5 protein-coding genes are annotated in these 23723 nt (G+C 48.5%); 1 reads left to right on the forward strand and 4 read right to left on the reverse strand.

Annotated features, from left to right (window positions below):
* Positions 1-47: 47 nt before the first annotated feature.
* A complete protein-coding gene (locus UQW94_RS03005) occupies positions 48-662 on the forward strand; it encodes an HAD family hydrolase (RefSeq protein ID WP_226084052.1) in 615 nt (204 codons plus the stop codon).
* Between the two features lie 109 nt (positions 663-771).
* Here the strand turns inward: UQW94_RS03005 and UQW94_RS03010 are convergent, their stop codons facing one another.
* The 4 genes from UQW94_RS03010 to UQW94_RS03025 form a co-directional block, all read right to left on the reverse strand.
* Positions 772-1251, reverse strand: coding sequence for a Dps family protein (locus UQW94_RS03010; RefSeq protein WP_005388254.1), 480 nt, complete (start codon positions 1249-1251; stop codon positions 772-774).
* Between the two features lie 300 nt (positions 1252-1551).
* Complete coding sequence (locus UQW94_RS03015) at positions 1552-3552, reverse strand: HAMP domain-containing methyl-accepting chemotaxis protein (protein WP_151515434.1); 2001 nt, start codon at positions 3550-3552, stop codon at positions 1552-1554.
* Positions 3553-3673: 121 nt separating this feature from the next.
* Positions 3674-4027 (reverse strand): hypothetical protein, encoded by a 354-nt coding sequence (locus UQW94_RS03020; protein ID WP_005375589.1) that lies wholly within the window; start codon positions 4025-4027, stop codon positions 3674-3676.
* A gap of 432 nt (positions 4028-4459) precedes the next feature.
* Positions 4460-23710, reverse strand: coding sequence for a tandem-95 repeat protein (locus UQW94_RS03025; RefSeq protein WP_322141987.1), 19251 nt, complete (start codon positions 23708-23710; stop codon positions 4460-4462).
* Positions 23711-23723: the final 13 nt, after the last annotated feature.

A 23723-nucleotide genomic window follows, 5' to 3' on the forward strand; every position in this document is an offset into this window, starting at 1 on the left:
CTTTTGTTTTTTAAAACGATAGTTCGGTTAAGTTGTACGAGGTCATTATGATTCCATTCCCTTTACAGCTCGATAAAATTAAAGCCGTGGTGTTTGATTTAGACAACACCTTGGTGAGTTCTGATATGAACTTCGGAGAATTGCGACAACAGCTAGGTTGTCCGCAAAGTGAAGATCTATTGGATTTTGTCGACGCACTTGAGCATCCTCATCATCGAGAGCACGCTCATAACGTGATATTTGATTACGAGATTTCTGATGCTGAGCAGTCTGCTCCAATGATTGGCTGCCATGAATTGCTCGCCCACTTGCATCAAAATGAAATCAAAACCGCTATCGTGACGCGCAACTGCCAAATCGCCACGCAGCGCAAACTAGAACACAACCAAATCTCAGTGGAACGAGTCATCACTCGTGAATGCTTCCCGCCCAAGCCAGACCCTTTGTCTCTGCAGGTATTAGCGAAAGAGTGGCGTTTGATGCCGGACGAAGTGCTTTATGTCGGCGATTACCTTTACGACTTGCAGGCAGCGTATAACGCGCAGATGCCCTCTTGTCTTGTGCATCATGGTAGTCAAGAAACTTTCAATGACTCAGCCTCGTTGGCGCTTAATGAACTCAGCGATTTATTGAGCCGTTTCGAATCCTTACCACGCAAATAAAGCACACACATAAAACACGCACACAAAAAAAAGGGGCACCAACGTGCCCCTTATGACTTATTCCAGATTGTTTCATGCGTTCCCAAGGATTGCTTGGGTGATGCGCTGCTTAGCCTTGTAGGTAAGCGTTAAGCATCCACATTAATTTTTCTTGCTCACGGATGTAGTCACCCATCAATGCCGCTGTACCTTCGTCATCTGCTTCACCCGCGTTTTGTAGAATCTCACGCTGTTTTAGAAGTAGAACGCTAAAGCCTTGAACTAGGCCTTGTACACACTCCTCACCAGAAGTCGCGTTTTGATGTTCTTTAATTTCACTTGCTTCCAAGTAGTTGCTGAATGCGTGCGCTGGCGTGTGACCCAAAGTTAGAATACGCTCTGCAAGCTCATCGATTTTTGTTTGTAGATCAGTGTAAATCTCTTCAAATTTTACGTGCAGTTCGAAGAATTGCGCACCTTTAATGTTCCAGTGGTAACCGCGAGAGTTCATGTACAACACTTGGTAATGCGCTAGCAGTTGATTGAGCTGTTGAGCTAGTTGTGCTGATTGTTCGCTGTCTAGACCAATTAGGCTTACTTGTTTGTTCATAATCTTGCTCCTAGAAGGATGATACCAATCGTAGTAACGAACGATTCTCTTACCGGGATTGGTATAAAGTTTAAAAATTCTTTTGCAGTATTTGCTGCCGATGGAGTCATATTACGACTCCGGCTCGGCGAAGAGAATTTGGTTTTAGCTATGATTTAAATAGCCAAATCCAATGAGCAAGTAGACGAATATCGGCGTATCATCCAACAAAAAGCCCCAACCCTTTTTGTGTAAAAAGGGTTGGGGCTTTTTTACTATTTGGTTAGCGTTCAAAAGTAGATGAACAGACGTAAATCTTATCTACGCCGTTTTAAAAGTTGCCATCTGTTGATTCAGCTCGGTAACTTGCTCTTTTACTTGCAATGATGTCTCTGATGCGCGTTGGCTGTTATTCGAAACCTCATCCACTGATTGAGTAATACCAGACATCAATCCAGTGATCGAATTGGTCGCATGAGATTGCTGCTCTGCCGCTGCCGCAAGTTCTGCCATTTGTTCATTCAAAGAACCAATTTGCTCGGTCGTGACAAGCAAACGAGTTACCGCTTTTTCAATGTGCTCAGCGCCCTGCTCCGCAAGTGATTGGCTGTGTTCAATCTCCTCAACCACCGAATTGGTCGAGCGTTGAATCGCGTTGATAATGCCGTTGATTTCCGTCGTCGATTGAGTAGTGCGAGTCGCTAACATACGCACTTCGTCCGCCACAACCGCAAAGCCTCGCCCTTGGTCACCTGCGCGCGCTGCTTCTATCGCGGCATTCAATGCCAGTAAGTTAGTTTGCTCTGCCAAACCTTCAATCACTTCCGTCACTCGACCAATGGCTTCGCTCTCTTTGCTTAACTGCGTCACTTGCGTGCTCGCGGTTTCAATGCTGCCATGTAAGCTTTCCATGGTGACTTTGTTTTGCTCTAGTGCATCGCGACCTTGTTCAATCTCGCCTTTTGAATCAGAAAGCTTCTGCACCGATTGATTGGCTTGATCTAGAGTGTTACGCGCGGCTAAAGCGATTTCATCCAATTGGCTTCCCATTTCAACAATGCTGGTCTGTTGCTGTTCAACATTCGATGAAGTGACTTGCGCCGATTCCAATAAAGCCCCCATGCTGGTATCCACTTGGTGCGCTTTCTCACTCACCCCTGCCACGATGCTCGCTAACGATTGGTTCATGCGGTTAATCGAATCGGTAAGGTCTGCCAATTCATCTTTCCCAACAACAGTTAACGGAGGCTGAGAAACGTCCCCTGAAGCGATCGTCTTTGCACGCTCCGATAAGTTTTTCACTCGGCGACCAATGGTATTGCCCATGTATTTTGAAATCGCTACAGCGGCAAACAAAACTAATGCCGCTGCAATCAACATAGTGGTCAGTACGTTCTTGATCGACTGATTAATACCCTGTCCGCTTTGATCTGCACGACTTTGCTGAGCTAATACGATCGTTTCTAAACTTTGGTCTAGGGCATCCGCTGCTGGCAACAGTTCATTCGCCATCAGCAAGTTTGATTCGTTCCATTCTGGCGACTGACGCAATGCAATTACCTGCTCTGCTAAAGGAAAGTACAGTTGCTGCATTTCCTTAAACAGTGACCACAGTGATTGGTCGTTATCAGTCAGTCTGTCGAGTTTACTGTCGATTTCCGCCACAGACTGATTGTGGTACTTAATCAAGTCGTGGTATTTGTCCAGATGATCTTGCTGCCCGTACAACAGGAAATCTCGCAGAGCAGACAGTGCATTGGCGAGGGAGGTATAACTGTCGGCGTAAACTTTAAACAGACGCTTTCTGTCTCCACCAAATGGGTTTCCTGACTCTTCATTGATTAAGCTTTGAAGCTGATCAAGTGCCACTTCGGCAATGGGTGCCGCTTCGTTAATAAAGAGGTTATGCGCGGGTAAGTTCTCATCACTGTGACTGAGCTCAATCAACTTGTTTAGAGAGACTTTTACCGCATCCCACTGGGTTTGAATCGCTTGAAAATCCTGTTCAGAGATCAAAGCCTGCAACGTTGGAAGCGACTCGTCTGTAGATGCCATGATATTGCGCACGTCCTCACTCAGACGTGCACTCGCCTCTTCATCGCCACCTAGCAACATGTAGGCTCGAATAGAAGACAGCGACGCTTGAACGGACTGTTGGATACCGCGACTGGTGTCGACGGTCGGTAAATCGGATTTAAGTAACGAAGAGGCGTATTGCTCTACGGTGGTGACGTTGCGATACGTGAATACCGCTGATGCCATAAAAAGTACGGCTAGCAGCACAAAACTGAGCTGCAACTTCCCTGATATCGTAAGGTTCATCCATAAACTCCTGACAACGATGAGCCTTAAATATAACGATGTTTACAAAAATGTTAAATACAAGTATCAAAAGTTACCAAGAAAACCATGTAAACCACTATTTTAAGCCGATAAATGGGACTTATTCGAAGTATGGTATGCGCTCACTACGTAAAATCAGATAATTAACGTAAGTCGTTTCTAAGCAGTCTTGCTCCCACAATGAAAGAATCCGCTTGGTGGCAAAGTAGTAATCTTTATTACGCAATAGCACGCCCACCGTGCGGCTGAGCTGCTCAAAGCGCTGTTGCTCATTAGCAGAGATGTAATTGTCTTCATTCTGAATGATGGGCGCCAATCCATCGGCAAACCAATTGTTCAGAATTTCACGCATTTCTAGTTCTGACTCCGGCACATCGATACTCGACAACTCTCGATGCTGTGGTGGTGGCACTATGTACTTCGATGCTTTTGGCGAACTGACATAACGGTACATGTCGCTCCTCCTTGTAAATGACTCTTATACCCAAGTGACTTCAAGATGCAAGATTCAGAGCGTTGTCATTGATTCGGGGTCAAGGAAAACAACGCAGCGTAATAGTCAGCTCTTTCCAAGTTGTTTGACACAGAAACCGAGTCAATGACACGCTCCCGAAGGGCGAGCTGTCTTGGTTTGTATACTTTGTTGTCGATTCTTGATTTAGACCCACTAGACCTTTAAATCGCCGCCGCGTCTACAAACCAAGCCATTCTCGCTGAACCTAACATCTCGAGGTTACTTGGGTATAAACTAGCTAAGAATACTTTTTTCAATTTCCAAGTTTTTTTCTACAGCTCATAGAAAGAAGCCCAACAAAAAAGCCATGCAAAGTAGGCTCTGCATGGCTTTGGTTCGGGCAGCAATGACACTGCCCTTGTCTAGGACTGGTTACATTGAGCTTTGATCGAAATCGTTGCCTTGGTCAGTACCCGTTTGAGTATCCGAGTCGAAGCTGCCAGAGTCATCCGTGAAGTCGACACCTTGATTTTGACCTCCCGCACTTGTCCAGTCGCTGCCGCCAGATTCCATACCCGCCATGTCTGGTTGCTGATCTTGAGCAGAACCTTGCATGGTGTATTGATCATCGACTTCAACTTCAACTGTGCCACTCGCACCTTCTACTGCGCTGCCCAATTCATCGTAACCTTGGAATTGGATTTCGCTCGTACCTTCGTAACCTTCTGGTAGGTCAACCGATACTGGTTGGTTCAGGTTGCCACTTAATGTGAAGCTGCCATCGCCATTATCCAGTGCGTTGCTTACTGATGCACCATCAGGTAGACCGGACATTTCTGCATAATCCACCGATTCGTTACCACTGACCTCATCTGGAACCGAGATAGAAATGGTATCGCCTGGTGCTGCAGTCACATCAGCTGCGCTCTCCTCTTCACTGTCTGCACCGTTTGCTGCTTGCTCTTCAGGCTGTTGCGCTTCGCCGACTTGCTGCTCTGATGATGCTTGAGCAGTTTGGATTTGTGGCTCGTCGCTTTGCGCTGAATCGTCCGCAACTTGGATGCTCAGATTCTGAGTCGATACTTCACCGTTGTCGTTGACCTGAACATCCATAGCCAAATTGCCATCGAAGTCATCGTTCGGCCAGTATGTCCACTCTTCATCACCTGATTTCGCAAAGAAACCAGCATCGTTTGCATCGGCGACATCCAACACTTCTGCAGAAGGGCTAATGCCAAGCTCATCAATCAACTGCGCTTCCGTTAGTGTTAGTGAACCATCATCAGCCAGTGCGTAGCCTTCGCTGGTTGTGGTTTCACCTTCACCTTGGATGTCGACATTGAAGAAGCTCTCAATGCGGTTTTCACCGTCAGTTGCAATGAAGCCAACTTGAACATCTCCGGTGTAGCCTTCTGCTGGTGTGAATTGGTAGTTACCTTGGTTATCGGTCTCTATCACACCTTGACCTTCCATTAGGCTCACTGACTCAATGCTCAAGCTGTCGCCTTCTGCATCGCTCAAGGTCGATAGCATGTCATCATTGGTGAACGACAAGGTGCCATCCGCTGTCATTTCTGTTGTAGAAATGCTGTCGATTTCTGGAGAAGCATTCTCTTGTGGTGCGTCTTCTTTCACGACCACGCCTGTTTGCTCATCATGAAGCACACCGTCTTTATCAATCACGTAAGCGATATCCGCTTCACCAGTAAAGCCTGGTGCTGGATTGAATGTCCATGTGCCATCACCGTTATCGACTATCTCACCTTGGCTGCGATCAGCTAGGTGAACAAATTTCACTTCATCACCCGCGTCAGCGTCTACGTTTTCTGCCAATCCGATTAGGTCATCAGCGGTTAGGATAACGGGCTCACCCGCTAGGGTTTCGAAGTCACCTGAATCGATGCCATCTTCGAACTCTTCTGGCTCGTCACCATAATCCACCGTTGTTGCGGTCACGGTTACGAAGAACTCGCCATTAAAGTCAGCCGGAGGCGTCATTTGCAGGTCTGAGATATCCCACTCGTTCAAGTCGATGTATTGACCCGGTTCCGTAATGGTAATGGTGTTCACACCATCCGTAACTTCGAAGCCAACAGGGAAACCAGTCATCACTAGGTTACTTAGCGTTTCTGAATCGTCGATTAGACCGACATTCAAGCCTAGGTGACCCGTTTCGTCCTCACCGAAGACTAACGGACCATCATGGTCGGTTGTGATGACCGCGCCATCCGCAACAGGGCGAACAAACACTGGTACATCAAGTACCGTCTCAAACTCACCGTCACTTACCACAACTTGCAAGTCAGAAACCCCTGCAAAATCGCCAGTCGGTGTGAATGTCCAAGTACCGTCACCGTTGTCCGTTACCTCACCACCATCTTCACCTTCTGCGGTGATAATGCGTGATACGACTAGGTTTTCAGTGTCGATATCGCCGAACAAGTTCATCAGGTCGCCAGCGTCGAAGGTGAATGCGCCATCCTCGTCGGTTGCCATAAAGGCATTACCCACATTGAATGGAGCATCGTTGACTGGAATGACATCCACATTCAACGAGCCTTCAACCACTTCTTCACCATCCGTCGCGGTGTAGCCCAGTTCCACCAAACCATTGAAGTCTTGAGTGGTTACCAAGTGGTACATACCATCTGGCTGCTGGGTTAATGTCGCGTTTGCAGGAGCACGAACCGTGATGCTTTCTACGCTGATTTCGTCACCATCAAGATCCGTAACTTGATCAGCGATGTAAGCAGGGTCAATCACCATGACCACATCTTCTTCGCCTTGCATCTGGATGGTTGGCGCATCTGGTGCATCGTTAACCGCTTCGACGTTTAAATTGCCTTCAACCGGCGTAACTAAATCACCATCGCTGACACCGAACGACATTGGCACATCACCATTGAAGTTCTCAGCCGGAGTGAATGACCAAGTGCCATCACTGTTGTCTAGCAAGTCACCGTATTGCTCATCAATCACTAGGTCGACAGCAGACAGTTCGTCGTAGGTGTTGTCGATGTCTGTTGCATTAGCAAGCAACATGTCCTGCGTGATAAGAATGGTGGTATCTTCGGTGCCAGCAATATTCACTGGCGTTGATTGCGGCGCATCGTTAATTGGGTTCACCGTTAGGTCGACGCCCACTTCCACGCTCGCACCATCGTTATCAATCAAGTCGAAGCTTAGGTCGATATCGCCATTGAAGTTCGCATCAGGCGTAATCGTAAAGCTACCATCTTGGTTCTCAACAACGGTTGCATTGGCTACCGCGGTTAAGTTCACTGCTTCTAGATTATCGCTGTCTACGTCACCCGCTTGAGCCAGTAACTGCTCTTGACTCAATGTGATTGAACCGTCTTCATCGACACTGTAAGCCAAGTCGCCAGATACCGGAGCATCGTTGACTGGCAATACATCGATGTTCGCGTTGGTTGTCGCAGTTGCACCGTCTTCATCAGCCACTACTACGTCTAGGCTTACGCCACCATTGAAGTTTTCATTTGGCGCGAAGCTATAAGTGCCATCGTCATTCGCCGTTAGAATGCCATCGCTACCACTGTAAGAGACGCTTTTTAGGCTCACGTCACCTTCCACATCGCTTGATTGCGCTAGCAGTTGCTCTTCCGTGAAGATAATGACTTCGTCTTCATTGACAGAGTAACTTGTCGCACCTGCGATTGGTGGATCGTTCACCTCAAGAACGGTAATACCCGCAGTGGTTGAGTCTGTCGCACCCTCTTCATCGACAACTACAACGTCTAGGCTGACCTCGCCATTGAAGTTCTCGTTTGGAGAGAAGGTGTACGTACCATCGCCATTGTCTTGGAAGACGCCATCGTTGCCACTGTAACTCACGCTATCAACCGAAACATCGCCTTCAATATCTGACGAATTCGCTAGTAATTGCTCATCGCTGATGGTGATTGAGTTGTCTTCGTGTACGGTGTAAGACGTGCTACCTGCCACCGGTGGATCGTTCTCAGGCGTCACGCTTACATCGATATTCGCCGTCACGGTATCTGTGCCATCGGAAACATCGAAGGTAAAGTTTACGTCGCCATTGAAGTTTTCGTTCGGTGCGAAGCTGTATGTGCCATCGCCATTGTCAGTAAGAACACCGTCCGCGCCAGTGTATGTGACACCTTCTACCGATAGGTCATCGCCATCGATATCGGTTGCACCATCCAACAGGTCTTGATCAGTAAAGGTCAACACGCCATCTTCACCAATGGTGAACGCTTGATCTTCTGGCTGCGGTAAGTCATTAACTGGGTTAACCGTTAGGTCAGCCGTTGCAACGATAGTATCGCTGCCATCGTTGATATCGAACGTGATATCAATGTCGCCATTGAAGTTCGCGTCAGGCGTAATGGTAAAGCTACCATCATCATTAGCCGTAACCGTCGCATCACCGTCAACCACTAGGTTAGAAGCGGTTAGTGCATCACCTTCTACATCCGTTGCTTGTGCCAACAATTGTTCTTGGCTTAGCGTGATTGAGTTGTCTTCGTCGACACTGTAAGCCAAGTCACCCGATACTGGAGCATCATTGATTGGCAGAACATCAATGTTTGCCGTCGTCGAAGCGGTCGCACCATCTTCGTCCACGACTACAACATCAAGATTCACTTCACCATTGAAGTTTTGGTTTGGTGCAAAGCTGAACGTACCATCACCATTGTCGGTAAAGATACCTTCGCTGCCACTGTAGCTCACGCTATCTAGTGCTACCTCACCTTCAATATCGGAAGAGTTTGCCAACAACTGTTCTGCACTGATGGTGATAACTTCATCTTCATCAATGGTGTAACTGGTTGTGCCTGCGATTGGTGGATCATTCACCTCAAGAACGGTAATACCCGCTGTTGTTGTATCAACCGCGCCGTCCTCGTCAACCACGACAACATCTAGGCTAACATCGCCTGTAAAGTTTTCGTTTGGTGAGAAGGTGTAAGTACCATCGCCATTAATTTCTAGCACACCGTCGTTACCGCTGTAACTCACGCTACTGATCGCAACATCACCCTCGATATCAGACGAATTAGCCAGTAGTTGCTCATCACTAATGGTGATCGAGTTGTCTTCATGTACTGTGTAAGACGTGCTGCCCGCAACTGGTGGATCGTTCTCTGGCGTAACTGTTACATCGATATTTGCCGTCACGGTATCCGTGCCATCGGAAACATCGAAAGTGAAGTTCACGTCGCCATTGAAGTTCTCGTTTGGTGCGAAGCTGTACGTGCCATCGCCATTGTCGGTGAGAACACCGTCTGCACCTGTGTAAGTCACTCCTTCAACTGTTAGGTTGTCACCTTCTACATCCGTCGCGCCTGTTAACAAGTCAGCATCGGTGAAGGTAAGAAGACCGTCCTCACCCACGGTGAACGCTTGATCTTGTGGCTCTGGCGCATCATTGACTGGCGTTACCGTTAAGTCGAGACCAGCCGCAACCACTTCTTCGCCATCCGTGACATCGTAACTAAACTCAATGTCACCGTAGAAGTTCTCGCTCGGAGTAATGGTGAAGCTGCCATCCTCGTTCATTTCAACCGTTGCATTTTCATCATTGGTGCTCAGGTTGATTGCGCTTAGGTCGTCACCATCGATATCAACGGCATGCTCAAGTAACTGCTCTTGAGTTAGCGTAATGCTGTTGTCTTCGGCAGTTACCGCAGTGATATCACCCGTCACTTCTGGTGCATCATTGGTTGGCGAGATATGAATCGTCACATCTTGCGTCGCTGTCGCTGTGGTTCCGGTATCAACATCTGTAGAGGTTGCATTCACGGTTAGCGTCACATCGCCGTTGAAGTCCGCAGAAGGGATAAACTCTAGTCCTTCTAGCTCGCCTGGTTGTAGTGACCAAGTGCCGTCGCCATTATCAACACCCGCTGATAATGCGCTGCCTTCTGGCACATCTTCAATCAAGATAGCGAGGTTTTCTGAGCCATCGGTATCGGTCAATGCTGCATCGATATCAAGCGGCACAGGTGTATCTTCGGTACCAATGATTTGGTAATCCGCATCCGCTACCGTGATTTCGATGTTGTCGATACCGAACGATTCATCCCAAACGTCTTGATTCAAGGTTGAGCCGAAGCCCAGTTGCAATTCACCATCCTCGACAGGAACCGTTAGGTTGATTTGGTGAGCTTGGTCATTCCAACCACTGAAGCCTTCACGTTGAGAGGCTCCGTGGATCACTTCACCCACTTCATTACCATCTGAGTCGTAAAGCGTTGTCGTACCATCTTGAGTACGGAACGCGGAGTTTTCCAAGGTGGTTAGCTGTTCACCGCCCACAAAGATTTGGAACGACTCGCCATCCCAAGAATCGATTTCGTAGAAGCTAAACGATATATTCACTTCATTAACATCACTTGGGATCTCGTAGGTTTTGCTGACCGCTTCATCACCGCCAGTGCCACCAATACGACCCAGCATGTCGCCCGTTTCGAAGCCTTGAGAGCTTTCAGTGTTCGCGTTCCAACCGTTCGAGCCAGACTCGAAGTTATCAGACGCAATCACCAAGTCCGAAGCAATCGAAAGCTCTGGCATATCAACAACAGATTGAACATCAATGTTCGCTTCTGCTGGTACGGTTGCGGTGCCATCGTTGACATCAAACGTTACGTTCACGTTGCCATCGAAGTTTTCATTCGGTGCGAAGGTGTACGTGCCGTCACCGTTATCAACCAAAGTACCGCTGTCAGAAGCAACGTTTTCTGCGGTTAGGTTATCACCATCGATATCACCTGCATTTTGCAGCAGTTGCTCTTCGGTAAAGGTGAAGCTGGTGTCTTCTTGCGTGACGAACTGTGGCTGACCAACCGTTGGCAAGTCATTCACTGGGTTCACAGTCAGATCGGCAGTCGCTTGAATGGTTGCATCGCCGTCCGTAATGTCGAAGCTCAGATCAATGTCGCCATTGAAGTCTGCATCCGGTGTGATTGTGAAGCTGCCGTCATCGTTTGCAACAACGGTCGCATTGCCGTCAACAGTCAGGTTGGATGCAGTTAGGTCATCACCATCCACGTCGCCTGCTTGTGCAAGAAGTTGCTCTTGGCTGAGAGTGATAGAACCATCTTCATCCACGCTGTAAGCCAAATCACCTGATACCGGAGCATCATTGACTGGCAATACATCAATGTTCGCGTTGGTTGTCGCAGTTGCGCCATCTTCATCGGTCACGACAACATCTAGGCTGACATCACCGTTGAAGTTTTCGTTTGGTGCGAAGCTGAATGTGCCATCGCCGTTGTCAGTAAAGATACCGTCGGAGCCGCTGTAGCTGACGCTATCAATCGCCACCTCACCTTCAACATCAGAAGCATTCGCCAATAGCTGCTCAGAGCTAATGGTGATGACTTCGTCTTCGTTCACTGAGTAGCTGGTCGCGCCGGCAATTGGCGGATCGTTCACCTCAAGTACCGTAATACCTGCGGTGGTTGAATCCGTCGCACCGTCTTCATCGACAACCACAACGTCAAGGCTGACTTCACCATTGAAGTTCTCGTTTGGCGAGAAGGTGTAAGTACCGTCACCATTGTCTTGGAACACGCCATCTGCGCCGCTGTAGCTGACGCTATCAACCGCGACATCTCCTTCGACGTCAGATGAGTTAGCCAATAACTGCTCGTTACTGATGGTGATCGAATTGTCTTCATGCACCGTGTAAGACGTGCTACCTGCCACCGGTGGATCGTTCTCTGGCGTCACGCTTACGTCAATGTTTGCGGTCACGGTCTCCGTGCCATCAGAAATATCGAAGGTAAAGTTCACGTCGCCATTGAAGTTTTCGTTTGGCGCGAAGCTGTAAGTGCCATCACCATTGTCGGTTAGGACACCATCAGCACCTGTGTAGCTCACACCTTCAACCGAAAGGTCATCGCCATCGATATCCGTTGCGCCATCAAGCAGATCTTCATCAGTGAACAGCAAGACGCCATCTTCACCAATGGTGAACGCTTGATCTTCTGGCTGTGGTAGGTCGTTAACTGGATTAACCGTTAGGTCAGCCGTTGCAACAATAGTGTCGGTGCCGTCGTTGATGTCGAACGTGATATCAATGTCACCATTGAAGTTCGCATCAGGCGTAATGGTAAAGCTGCCATCATCATTTGCCGTAACCGTTGCATCACCGTCAACCATTAGGTTAGTCGCGGTTAGCGCGTCGCCTTCTACATCCGATGCTTGAGCAAGAAGCTGCTCTTGGCTTAGCGTAATCGAATTGTCTTCATCGACACTGTAAGCCAAGTTGCCCGATACTGGCGCATCGTTGATTGGCAATACATCGATGTTTGCGTTAGTTGCCGCAGTTGCACCGTCTTCATCAACAACCACAACATCTAGGCTAACATCGCCATCAAAGTTGGCGTTTGGTGCGAAGCTGAATGTGCCGTCACCGTTATCGGTAAAGATACCGTCGGAGCCGCTGTAGCTCACGCTATCAATCGCAACTTCACCTTCAACGTCAGAAGCGTTCGCCAATAACTGCTCAGAGCTAATGGTGATGACTTCGTCTTCGTTCACTGAGTAGCTAGTCGCGCCTGCAATTGGTGGATCGTTCACCTCAAGTACTGTAATACCTGCGGTAGTTGAATCCGTCGCACCGTCTTCATCGACCACGACAACATCTAGGCTCACTTCGCCATTGAAGTTCTCGTTTGGCGAGAAGGTGTACGTACCGTCACCATTGTCTTGGAACACACCATCTGTGCCGCTGTAGCTCACGCTATCAATCGCCACTTCGCCTTCTATATCAGACGAGTTAGCCAACAGCTGTTCGTTACTAATGGTGATCGAGTTGTCTTCATGCACTGTGTAAGATGTGCTACCTGCCACTGGTGGATCGTTCTCTGGTGTGACTGTCACATCGATATTCGCAGTCACGGTATCCGTGCCATCGGAAACATCGAAGGTGAAGTTCACATCACCATTGAAGTTCTCATTCGGTGCGAAGCTATATGTACCATCGCCATTGTCAGTTAGGACACCGTCCGCGCCTGTGTAAGTGACACCTTCTACCGATAGATCATCGCCATCGATGTCCGTTGCACCATCCAACAGGTCTTGATCAGTGAAGGTCAACACACCATCTTCACCAATGGTGAACGCTTGATTTTGTGGCTGCGGCAAATCATTAACTGGGTTAACGGTTAGGTCCGCCGTTGCAACAATAGTGTCGCTGCCGTCGTTGATATCGAACGTGATATCAATGTCGCCATTAAAGTTCGCATCTGGCGTGATAGTGAAGCTACCATCGTCGTTTGCCGTAACCGTTGCATCACCGTCAACCACTAGATTAGATGCGGTTAGCGCGTCGCCTTCTACATCCGATGCTTGAGCAAGAAGCTGCTCTTGGCTCAGTGTGATTGAGTTGTCTTCGTCAACACTGTACGCCAAGTTACCCGATACTGGTGCGTCATTGATTGGTAAGACATCGACTGTGATGTAAGTATCAACCTCTGCGCCGTCTTCATCGCGAATGGTCACATCCAACTGCACTTGACCGTTGAAGTTTTCATTCGGTGCGAAGCTACAAGTGCCATCACCGTTTACTGAGAAGATACCATCTGGACCGTCGTAGCTGATGCCTACTAGCTCAACATCCCCTTCAACATCCGAAGCATTCAGTAGCACTTGAGATTCACTAAAGGTTAGAACTTGGTCTTCATCGATAGTGTATGCGGTAGGACCTGCGATTGGTGGGTCATTTACCTCAATCACAGTAATGCCTGCAGTGGTCGAGTCCGTTGCACCATCTTCATCGACAACGACAACATCTAGGCTCACCTCGCCGCTGAAATTTTCGTTTGGTGAGAAGGTGTACGTACCATCACCGTTGATTTCCAGCACGCCATCGTTACCGCTGTAGCTCACGCTATCAATCGCCACTTCGCCTTCTATATCAGACGAGTTAGCCAACAGCTGTTCGTTACTAATGGTAATCGAATTGTCTTCATGAACGGTGTAAGCCGTGCTGCCTGCAACCGGTGGATCGTTCTCTGGCGTCACTGTTACATCGATATTTGCCGTCACGGTATCCGTGCCATCGGAAACATCGAAAGTGAAATTCACGTCGCCATTGAAGTTCTCGTTTGGTGCGAAGCTGTAGGTGCCATCACCATTGTCAGTAAGAACACCGTCTGCGCCTGTGTAAGTGACGCCCTCAACAGATAAGTCATCCCCTTCAATATCGGTAGCGCCTGTTAGGAGATCCGCATCAGTAAAGGTCAGCACACCATCTTCACCAATGGTGAACGCTTGATCTTGTGGTTCAGGCGCATCGTTAACTGGTGACACCAATAACTCAAGGTTGGTTGAGACAACATCATCGCCGTCAGACACATCGAACGTAAAGGTGATATCACCATTAAAGTCCGCATCTGGTGTTAAGGTGTAAGTACCGTCACCATTGTCTGTGATGGTGATGTTTTCATCATCCGTTGCCAAGTTCAGTGCTGTCAGTTGGTCTCCATCCAAGTCACGCGCATTAGCGAGCAAATCTTCTTGCGTGATTAGGATTGAACCATCTTCTTCAACCACAGCAGAAACAGGCAATGCTTCAGGCGTATGTTCAATGTGAGCACCCGTTGCATTGACGTAGATGGTTTGAGAAACGGTTTCAGAATCATTATTTGATAGCTCTGTTGCCGTTGCCGTTACATTGATTTCTAGCTGTTGGTTAAAGTCTTCTGGCAATTGAATCTGTAGCTCTTGTTCAATTGCTGTGGTTGGAAGCGTTACAGAACCATCTGGACCGACTGTTACTTCACCGCTGTAGATCTGGCTGTTCACTTCACCTACATCAATGGTGAAGTTGAAGTCACTATAATCGGCATCGCCGCCACCGTAGAGATCTTCAAAGCCGTAAACCAGTTCACCGTCTTCGTTCACAGTAGTTCGAGTATGTTCAATGCCATCTTGGTTGAGCTCTGAGCTTGTGCCGCCATGGAAGACTGCATCACCAAATTGGCTTTGAATCACGGTTTCAGAACCATCAGCACCCACAAACACGAGTTGTGGGTCGACCGTATCCATGTTCGCAGGAGAGCCATCTGCCGCACGGAACTCATACTGGCCATCTTGCATGGACGCAAAGTCATTGAAGTTATGACCGTTAGGAATCAAGAATAGGTTGAAGCTTTCCCCTTCCGAGATTTGGAAGCTGAACTGATCTTGTCCCGGAATGAGGTCACCGCCTCCGCCAACTTGAGAGGCGTTTTCGTACACCACTTCAACGCCAGTGATATTGCCGTCTTCATCGACTTTGTAGTAACCCGCTGTGTTTTGGTAACCCGCGGTTTCACCTTCAAACGTAACCGTGATTTCAGTATCGTTGAAACTGGTGATACCGTTGTCTTGATCGTTAAGTACCCCTTCGTTGTCGTAGCTGATCACCGAACCTTCTGGAACGCCATCAACGGTCACAGTCAGCGTTTCTGACAAGTCTTGGTCAACCAATGCTGCGGCGATGTTCACTTCAACAATACCGCCTGGCTCAACCAAGATCGCTTGGTCATCCACGTTTCGACCATCGCCATCAGTGATGACTAGGTCTGGCGCATCTGCCACGGCTTCGATATGGACATTAATGTCTTGCTCAACTTCATCAGTACCGTCAGAAACCGTAAAGCTGAACTGCAAGTCACCACTGAAGTGCTCTTCTGGTACGAAGCTAAATGTACCGTCACCGTTGTCAGTTACAGTACCTTCATCACCCGAGTAGTTAATGCTGGTAACGGTGAGGTCATCACCATCAATATCAATCGCACCACTTAGCAGATCTTCTTGCGTGAACAGGATGCTGCCATCCTCTTCAATGTGGTACATGCCAGGCGCAACAATTGGAATGTCATTGACTGGGTTCACCGTCAATGTCATTTCATTGGCAACACTCAATTCACCATCGCTCACTTCATAAGTAAACTCGATGTCTCCATTGAAGTGTTGTGAAGGCGTAACGGTAAAGGTGCCGTCACCGTTATCCACGATAGAGGCATTCGGATCATTGGTTTCTAGTGCCGTTGCGTATAGGTCATCACCATCTTGATCGCTGGCGTTTTCAAGCAGCATTTCTTGTGTCACGAGAATAGAGCCATCCTCGTCCACGTCTGCCACGATTGGCGCTGCTTCTGGTGCGTCGTTGACGAACTCAACTTTCAAGTCGATGTTTGCCGCCACCACATCGGTACCATCGCTCACATCAAACGTGAGGTCAACATTACCAAAGAAGCCCTGCTCTGGCGTTAACGTGTAAGTGCCATCGCCATTGTCTGTTACTTGAACCGTATCGCTTAAGCTCGTCACGTTCACAACAGATAAGTCATCGCCTTCGATGTCCGTCGCTTGAGCCAGCAACTCTGCTTCAGTAATCGTGATGGCTTCACCGTCTTCTGTGGTGAAGGACAAATCAGGCACATCTGGCAGGTCGTTCACTGGGTTAACGGTGAGGTTTAGATCCGCAGCGACGGTTTCAATCGCGTCAGTTACGTCATAAGTAAATTCGATTTCACCAAAGAAGTTTTCGCTCGGTGTAATCGTGAAGCTACCATCAGCGTTCTCAACGATAGTTGCATTAGGATCGTTGGTCGATAGGTTCACCGCTTCAAGGTTGTCACCATCCACGTCCGTCGCGTTCGCTAACAAGTCTTCTTGAGTGATGGTAATTGAGCCATCTTCATCAACGACCGCATCAACTGGACCGCTAACCTCTGGACCTTCGTTGACGATCTCAACATCGATCTTCGCAGTGCTTGGTGCACTTGCTTGACCATCGCTGATGTCGAAGGTCAAGTTCACTTCACCGTAGAAGTTCGAAGTTGGCTCGAAGGTAAAGGTGTTGTCGCCGTTGTCTGTCAACGTACCTTGTGACTGGTCAACAAGCAGCAGATTCTCAATATGCAGAATGTCGCCATCCACATCGGTCGCACCTGATAACAGGTCTTTTGCTTCGATGATGATGGTGCCGTTTTCTAGCATTTGAGTATGTAGCGGTGCACCAGGGACTGGCACATCGTTGACTGGAATAACGGTCAGATCTAGATGGGTATCGACTTCATCGGTGCCATCGAAGACTTTGTAATCGATGTCGACTTCACCATTGAAGTTTTCATTCGGCATAAAGGTGTAAGTGCCGTCGCCATTGTCGACAAGCTCACCGTTGTCACCGCTGTAAGAGATATCAGAGATAGACAGCGCATCGCCTTCCACATCACTTGCATTGGCAAGCAAATCATCCGCGCTAAACGTAATGCCCACATCCTCATCAGTCGACAACACAATCGGACCAGAAACGATTGGCGCATCGTTTACTGCTTCGAAGTTGATGTTGATGATGTTGTCGTCGGTGAGTTCACCATCCGTAACTTGGTAGCCAAGCTCAATCTCACCGTAGAAGTTCTCATCTGGTGTGACTGTCCATGTACCATCGCCGTTGTCGGTTAACGTAGCGTGCTCCGCGTTATCCCCCACCAGCTCCAGGTTTTGAATATCAAGAACATCGCTATCGATATCACTCGCTTGTGCTAAAAGCTGTTCTTCTGTGATAACCACAGAGGCAAACTGCGTAGAACCTTCGGTATCGATGGTCACATTTGGCAGATCAGCAGTCAGTTCGATTTCACTGTCACCTTCTCGGATATTCAGTTCTACCGTTTCCGTGATTTCCGTGCCGTCCACGCCAATAGATGTGAACACCGCTTCATCATGACAAGTTTGCGAAACCGTCATGTTTTGAACCACGTATGTACCGTTACCTTGAATCGTACCTAGCTCAAAGTAAGACACCGGCTCGTTCACCGTTAGGGTGTAATCCGTCTCATAGCTACCACGATCTTCTTTGTGGTAAGTCATCGAGTCGATCAAGTCACCATCAGAGTTGAATGCGCGAATTTCGACTTCGGTAAAGTGGCGAGACTCTTCCATAAACCAGCCGCCTAGACCATCTAGGTGGAAGCTGATTTCGTTGATGTCTTGGCCTTCAACGGTCACAGTCAGTTTTTCATCACCGCTCAAGCCTTGGCGGTCAGTATCGCCAATACCGTGACCGATGTGTGTTTTACCATTCCACGCACCGAGTGGGTCATCATTACTTTGAACGGTAACTTTCAAATCACCATCAACAAACTCACGTGTGTAAGGGTCAACAGCAGTACCCCAATCATCAAGGCTCGCATTGTCATCAAAGGTACCAATTTGACTTGTATGCGTGCCGTTTGCCAATGCATCATCATTTGGAATGAAGCGCACTTCCGTATCTGCAGGAACCTCCTGCCCGACTTCTAGCTGTACCCATTCGTCATTTAGATTCGCTTCAATGATGCCGTTTTCAGGGGCTTGGTCGAGACGTAACGCAGGCTCTTCACGCAGAGAAACACCCACTGTTTGGTCTTCTTCCGCTTGAATAAAGATCTCGTCGCCCGCTTCTGGCGCATCGTTGACAGGATTAACGGTCAGATCCAACGTGGTCAGAACATCATTTTCGCCATCGCTGATGTTGTAAGTGAAGTCCAACTCACCATTGAAGTTTTCCGTATGCGTAATCGTGAATGAACCATCATCGTTGGCTACGATCGTCGCATCTGGGTCATTGGTTTGCAGATTGCTGGCAACAAGGTCATCACCTTCAATGTCTGTCGCATTCGCAAGCAACTGCTCTTGCGTGATGGTGATGGCGTTATCTTCATCCACTTCAGCTTGAATGCCTGATGTTTCAGGTGCGTCGTTCACCGCGATAACATCGATGCCTGCGGTTGTTGTATCCGTTGCGCCATCTTGGTCGATAACCGTAACGTCGAGCGAAATGTTACCGTCAAAGTTCTCATTTGGCGTGAAGGTATATGTGCCGTCGCCATTGTCCACGAAGCTACCGTCGTTACCAGAGTAGCTAACATTCGCCAAGGCTACATCGCCTTCCACATCAGAAGAGTTGGCTAACAACTGCTCGTCACTGATGGTGATTTGACCGTCTTCTTGAACCGTGTAAGACGTAGAACCTGCAACCGGCGGATCGTTCACTGGTGTCACGCTGACATCAATGAATGCTGGTGTTGAACCTGTGCCGTCAGACACATCGAATGTGAACTGAACATCACCGTTGAAGTTCTCATTCGGCGCGAAGCTGTAAGTGCCATCACCATTATCGGTAAGCACGCCGTCCGCACCTGTGTAGAGAACATTTTCGATAGACAGATCATCGCCGTCAATATCCGATGCGCCTTCCAATAGGTCTGCATCCGTGAACAGCAAGGTGCCATCTTCTTCTACCGTGAACTGTTGACCTTGCCCTTGTGGCAAGTCATTCACAGGATTAACCGTAATATCCAGACCAACTTGTACCGAGCCACCATCGTTATCAATGATATCGAAGGTCAGATCTAGGTCGCCGTTGTAGTTTTCATCCGGTGTGATGGTGTAACTGCCATCATCGTTGTATTGAATTGTCGCGTTGTCATCTGTCGATAGATTGATGGCTTCAAGGTTCTCGCTATCAATATCGCCCGCTTTGGCAAGCAACTGCTCTTGGCTTAGCGTAATTGAGCTGTCTTCGTTGATGGTGTAAGCCAAATCGCCCGATACTGGAGGATCGTTGATTGGCAATACGTCGACATTGATGTGCGTATCAACGGTTGCCCCATTCTCATCTTGAATGGTCACATCCAACTGAACTTGACCATTGAAGTTCTCGTTTGGCGCAAAGCTACAAGTACCATCGCCATTGACGGTAAAGATACCATCCGAGCCTTCATAGCTGATGCCAACAAGCTCTACATCGCCCTCGATATCAGATGCGTTGGCAAGAATTTGTGACTCACTGAATGTCAGTACTGAATCTTCATCAATCGTGTAAGACGTCGGACCGGCAACTGGAGGGTCATTCACTTCAATGACCGTAATGCCTGCGGTCGTTTCGTCAATCGCTCCTTGCTCATCCGCCACAATCACATCAAGGCTAATATCACCGCTGAAGTTCTCATTCGGCATGAAGGTGTAAGTGCCATCACCGTTATCTTGGAATACGCCATCGGTGCCTGAATAGGTCACGCTATCGATGGACACTGCGCCTTCCACATCCGAAGAGTTAGCCAGAAGCTGCTCGTCAGAAATGGTAATTGCGTTGTCTTCATCAACCGTGTAAGACGTTGAACCCGCAACCGGAGGATCGTTCACTGGAGTGACGCTCACGTCCACGTTCGCTGGTACGGTCTCAGTGCCGTCAGAAACACCAAAGCTAAAGCTGACGTCTCCGTTAAAGTTTTCATTTGGTGCAAAGGTGTAAGTACCATCACCGTGGTCAGTCAGTACACCATCGCTGCCTGTGTAGCTAATGCCATCAACCGTTAAGTTGTCGCCATCGATGTCGGTCGCGCCAGCAAGTAGGTCCGCGTCGGTAAACTGCAGCGTGCCATCTTCTTCAACACTGAACTGCTGGTCTTGAGGAACAGGAAGATCGTTAACTGGATTAACCGTTAGATCCGCCGTTGCTTGGATAGTGTCTGTGCCGTCCGTAATGTTGAATTGGATATCAATGTCACCATTAAAGTCCGCATCTGGTGTAATCGTGAAGCTGCCATCATCGTTCGCTGTAACGGTTGCGTTTCCATCCACCGTCAAATCACTAGCAGTCAGACCATCGCCCTCAATATCAGACGCTTGAGAAAGAAGCTGCTCTTGGCTGAGTGTAATCGCACCGTCTTCATCAACGCTGTAAGCCAAATCACCCGATACTGGCGCATCATTGATTGGCAATACATTCACATTGATGACGGTATCAACTTCTGCTCCATCTTCATCTCGAATGGTCACATCAAGTTGAACTTGTCCGTTAAAGTTCTCGTTTGGCGCGAAGCTGCACGTGCCATCATCGTTAACGGTGAAAATGCCATCCGGACCATCGTAGCTAATGCCTACTAGCTCTACATCGCCTTCCACATCAGAGGCATTCAACAGCACTTGTGACTCACTGAAGGTCAGAACTGAATCTTCATCAATAGTGTAAGAAGTTGGTCCTGCGACTGGTGGATCGTTCACTTCCAGCACTGTAATGCCAGCAGTGGTGACATCCGTTGCGCCTTCTTCATCAGCGACAACGACATCAAGCGTCACTTCACCATTAAAGTTTTCATTTGGAGAGAAGGTGTACGTACCGTCACCATTGACTTGCAACACACCATCGCTGCCAGAGTAGCTCACGCTATCTATCGAGATATCCCCTTCTAAATCCGAAGAATTTGCCAACAGTTGCGCGTCAGAAATGGTAATAGAGTTGTCTTCGTGAACCGTGTAAGACGTTGAACCTGCCACAGGAGGATCATTCACCGGCGTGACGCTCACATCCACATTCGCTGAAACCGTATCTGTGCCATCAGATACGTCGAAGCTGAAGTTTACATCACCGTTGAAGTTCTCATTTGGCGCAAAGCTATATGTGCCATCGCCATTGTCAGTTAGAACGCCGTCGGTGCCTTCGTAGCTGATTCCCGTTACAGAAAGGTCATCGCCTTCAATGTCGGTCGCACCAGCAAGTAGATCCGCATCAGTAAATTGCAGCGTGCCGTCCTCTTCCACACTGAATTGTTGGTCTTGAGGAACAGGCAGATCGTTGATTGGATTAACGGTTAGGTCAGCGGTTGCTTGAACGGTATTCGTGCCATCTGAGATATCGAAGCTGATGTCGATATCACCATTGAAATCTGCGTCCGGCGTGATGGTGAAGCTGCCATCGTCATTTTGAGTCACCGTCGCGTTGCCATCTACCGAAAGGTTAGACGCCGTCAGTGCATCGCCTTCCACATCGGAAGCTTGCGACAACAACTGTTCTTGGCTCAAACGAATCGAGCCATCTTCGTCCACCGAGTAAGCAAGATTGCCAGACACTGGCGCATCATCGACAGGTGTGACGCTTACATCAATGTTGGCAGAAACCGTATCTGTGCCGTCGGACACATCAAAGCTGAAGTTCACATCACCATTGAAGTTTTCATTTGGCGCAAAAGTGTAAGTCCCATTACCGTTGTCGGTCAGGATGCCGTCACCACCGTCGTAGCTTACGCCCTCAACTGTTAGGTTATCGCCTTCAATATCCGTTGCGCCAGTAAGCAGGTCTGCGTCCGTAAAGATCAGCGTGCCATCTTCTTCCACGCTGAACTGCTGGTCTTGAGGAACCGGCAAATCGTTGATTGGGTTAACGGTTAGATCAGCGGTTGCTTGAACGGTGTTCGTGCCATCTGAGATATCGAAGCTGATGTCGATATCACCGTTGAAATCTGCGTCCGGCGTGATGGTGAAGCTGCCATCTTCGTTTTGAGTCACCGTCGCGTTGCCATCTACCGAAAGGTTAGAAGCCGTCAGTGCATCGCCTTCCACATCAGAAGCTTGCGACAACAACTGCTCTTGGCTCAGACGAATCGAGCCATCTTCATCCACTGAGTAAGCAAGATTGCCAGATACTGGTGCGTCATCGACAGGCGTGACACTTACATCAATGTTGGCAGAAACCGTATCTGTGCCATCGGACACATCAAAGCTGAAGTTCACATCACCATTGAAGTTTTCATTTGGCGCAAAAGTATAAGTCCCATTGCCGTTGTCGGTCAGGATGCCGTCGCCACCATCGTAACTCACGCCTTCAACTGTTAGGCTGTCGCCTTCAATATCCGTTGCGCCAGCAAGCAGGTCAGCATCGGTGAAGATCAGAGTTCCGTCCTCTTCCACCTCAAAGGTTTTATCTTCAGGCACTGGTGCGTCATTGATTGGACGAACGGTTAAATCGATAGAACTTGAAACGGTTTCTTGACCATCACTGATATCAAACGTTAAGTCGAGTTCACCATTAAAATCAGTATCAGGTGTGACGGTATAAGTGCCATCACCATTATCCACAACCGATGCATTAGCACCCACTTGCACGTTGAATGCGGCAAGATCATCGCCATCAACATCACTCGCGTACCCGAGAAGTTGTTCTTGAGTGAAGGTAATAGTGCCATCTTCATCCATGATGTATGCCAGATCTTGCCCTACTTCTGGCGCGTCATTTTCACCTTCGACTTTAATTTGGAACGTCTCGCTCGTAGTTTCGGAGTCGAAATCGTCTTCTACTTGCGTCGTGGTTTCTTCGCTGGTGTCTTGTACATCCACCGCGAAGCTCTCTTCAGTGGTTTCTGAATCTAGCTCGTCACCACCTTGAGAACCTTCAGAGTCTGAAGAAGCACTTGGCGCAGATGAAGTTTGTACCGCTTGTCCTTGCGCTTCATTGCCTTCTGCGTCCGAACCACCTTCAGAGCCAGAGGCATCACCACCACCGACCGCTTGGGCACCCGCCCCAGAATCCGAACCACCGCTGCCCAGAGCCTGATCACCTGATTCTCCGCTAGAAGCTACACTATCAACAACATTGGATTGTGTAGCGTCAGAGTCGCTGCTACTTTCAGTATCCTCTTCTTGAACTGCGCCACCCGAGCTCACTGCTTCTTCTTCCGTACCCGCGCCACTAGGATTTTCTTCCATCGCACGATTGGCTTCATCAACAGCATCTGCACTTTCAGCACCGGTCGCTACAGTCGAAGAGACGGTCGACTGCTGTTTTTCTTCTTTTGTCCCCGTATCCTTCGTTTCTGTTTGCTCTACCGCATCGTTAAGCTTTTCATTGTCTTTTTCTTGATTAGTGTCGCCTGCCATTACAGCCTCCGTT

Source organism: Vibrio sp. PBL-C16 (genome assembly GCF_034321865.1).
GTDB classification, from domain to species: Bacteria; Pseudomonadota; Gammaproteobacteria; order Enterobacterales; family Vibrionaceae; genus Vibrio; species Vibrio alginolyticus.

Excerpts from the sequence above, each read along its gene's own strand:
- UQW94_RS03020 (WP_005375589.1), bottom strand. The coding sequence starts at position 4,027 with ATGTACCGTTATGTCAGTTCGCCAAAAGCATCGAAGTACATAGTGCCA.
- UQW94_RS03010 (WP_005388254.1), bottom strand. The coding sequence starts at position 1,251 with ATGAACAAACAAGTAAGCCTAATTGGTCTAGACAGCGAACAATCAGCA.
- UQW94_RS03025 (WP_322141987.1), bottom strand. The coding sequence starts at position 23,710 with ATGGCAGGCGACACTAATCAAGAAAAAGACAATGAAAAGCTTAACGAT.
- UQW94_RS03015 (WP_151515434.1), bottom strand. The coding sequence starts at position 3,552 with ATGAACCTTACGATATCAGGGAAGTTGCAGCTCAGTTTTGTGCTGCTA.
- UQW94_RS03005 (WP_226084052.1), top strand. The coding sequence starts at position 48 with ATGATTCCATTCCCTTTACAGCTCGATAAAATTAAAGCCGTGGTGTTT.